Origin of the sequence: Occallatibacter sp. (assembly GCF_049802275.1) — a bacterium.
GTDB lineage: Bacteria > Acidobacteriota > Terriglobia > Terriglobales > Acidobacteriaceae > Telmatobacter.
Map to the genome: position 1 here is coordinate 1 of NZ_JBARMD010000409.1, position 2,060 is coordinate 2,060.

At 60.3% G+C, this 2,060-nt stretch carries 2 protein-coding genes; one reads left to right on the top strand and one right to left on the bottom strand.

Annotated features, from left to right (window positions below; genetic code table 11):
• Window positions 1-360: 360 nt before the first annotated feature.
• Window positions 361-1,455 (bottom strand): IS5 family transposase, encoded by a 1,095-nt coding sequence (locus WA354_RS14355; RefSeq protein ID WP_472813702.1) that lies wholly within the window; start codon window positions 1,453-1,455, stop codon window positions 361-363.
• Window positions 1,456-1,631: 176 nt separating this feature from the next.
• On the opposite strand from WA354_RS14355, the gene WA354_RS14360 reads away from it, so the two are divergent.
• Window positions 1,632-1,979 carry an alpha/beta fold hydrolase gene (locus WA354_RS14360; RefSeq protein ID WP_472813703.1) on the top strand — a complete coding sequence of 116 codons (348 nt, stop codon included), beginning with the start codon at window positions 1,632-1,634 and terminating at the stop codon, window positions 1,977-1,979.
• Window positions 1,980-2,060 lie beyond the last annotated feature (81 nt).

Consider the following 2,060-nt stretch of genomic DNA (forward strand, 5'->3'; position numbering starts at 1 on the left):
GTAACGAGGTTGCACCGCCGACCGTTGCGAACCTCCATGACCTCCTCGCCGATGGTCTTGTTCAAGGCCCTGGGCTCATTGGCTAGAATCACGCTGGCGACGTCATGAGCGCGCGTGTGATCGAGACCCGCTACCTTGAGAAATGAGAGGAAACAATTCGCTACAAATCTGGCGTTGAGCGTCGCGACGCATTGCGTTGTCGTCGCGCTGCCCTCCCACTAGCAGGGTGCTGAAAATCTCGATTATGAGATCGATTTTCGTGGTGTTTGCGGGGAAAAAACCGGAGTGATGGTTCGCGATTCGCGTTGCATGGGCGGTATGGGCTGCGGTTTTGCCTCATATTCGGCGCCCCAGACGGACTCATCCCGTCGCGGCGAGCAGCTTGCGAACGCGAATGAGATTGTAGGCGGCAGCAGTGAGGACGAAGAACCATTCCACCAAGCCGCGGCCACGATGCCGGGTCTTGCGCAGACCGCCGACGGTCTTCATCCAGCCAAAGGGTTCCTCGATCCGCTTGCGCTTGATCGTGCTGATGCGATAGCCGGGATGGCGGGTCGTGCGCGCGTCGATCGCGGAGCGGCGGTTGGCATTGTTCTGCGAGACATGCGGCGTGCAGCCGCGTTCACGGCAGCCGGCGACAAAGTCGGCGGTGTCATAGTTCTTGTCGCCGCCCACGGTGCTGCCCGGCCTGGCATTGTCCTCGATCATGTCGAGCGCGGTCGAGCGCTCCGCTGTGCCGTTGGCCTCGGTCAGGCGCGCATCGACGATGAGGCCATTGCGGTTCTCCATCATCAGATGCCCCATGTGGCAGAGCTTGGCCTCCTTGCCGGCGCCTTTGCGGAACAAGCGGGCGTCGGGGTCGGTGGTCGAGAAATGCGTGTCATTCTTGCGTTTCTCGCCATGAAAGTCGCGCTCGGCGTTGCGCCCACCGCTGCCATGATCTTTTCCCGATGGCGGATCGCCGCCGTCCTTCGGCACAAAGCTCTTCATGCTCGCCCAGGCCTCGATCAGGGTGCCGTCGACCGAGAAGTGCTCGCCGGAGAGCAGCTTGCGGACTTGAGGCAGGTTCAACACGCTCGCAAAGAACTTGGCCGCGATATCGCCGTCGAGCAGCCGGTCCCGGTTCTTGCAGAAGACCGTCGCATTCCACACCTGATCATCCGCCGAGAGCCCGACGAACCACCGGAACAACAGATTGTAGTTGAGTTGCTCCATCAACTGCCGTTCCGAGCGCACCGTGTAGAACGCCTGCAGCAGCAGCGCCCGCAACAGCCGCTCTGGCGGGATCGACGGCCGTCCGTCTCGCGCGTAAAGTTTGTTGAAGTCTCGCGACAGTCCGTTCAGCGCCTCATCGATCAGCGTACGGATCGCGCGCAGCGGATGATCGGTCGGGATGCGGCTCTCCAAGCGGACGTAGCTGAAAAGAACTTCCGATCGCTGATCTTCACCGCGCATCGCGTCCCTCAAATCAAAGGAATCAGGCACATGCACAGAATCACACTCCAACCGCCTCGCAAAACGACTTTTTCAGCATCCTGCTAGCGGTCACGCCGGTTCCGGCCTCCGCTTTGCCGTTTGACGATACCGTATTCGGATTCTTTGCCGCGGCCTGCGAACAGGATAATGTTGCATTGACGCTGATCGGCGATTCAGTCGGCAACCGTCTCTCCAAACCGTGGCTCGAAACCATGCTGCGGCGAGCGCGCGACACTGCAAGCCGGGAGGCGTTCAAGGGCTATATGCGCTCCTTCATCAAGGACGACTTCGCCGCCGGTGCCGCCAAGGTCAAAGCGCCAATGCTCGTGCTATATGGCGAATTCGACAATGGCGTCAGCGAGGATCTTGTCAGAAGCGTCTATCCGGCGCTCTACCCCCATGCGAAGATCGAGAAGATCAGCAATTCCGGGCACTATCCGATGCAGGAGACGCCGATCTATTTTGCCACCAGGCTGGAAGCCTTTATTTCTCAGTCAGCCTAGAAAGCAAGCCGAACGCGGCGTGGGATGGCGCATCGCGGGGACGCTAACGCGTCGAGAAGCAACCGATGACGAACCCAGATC

Coding starts and splice junctions, on each gene's coding strand:
- WA354_RS14355 (WP_472813702.1), bottom strand. CDS start 1,455: ATGCGCGGTGAAGATCAGCGATCGGAAGTTCTTTTCAGCTACGTCCGC.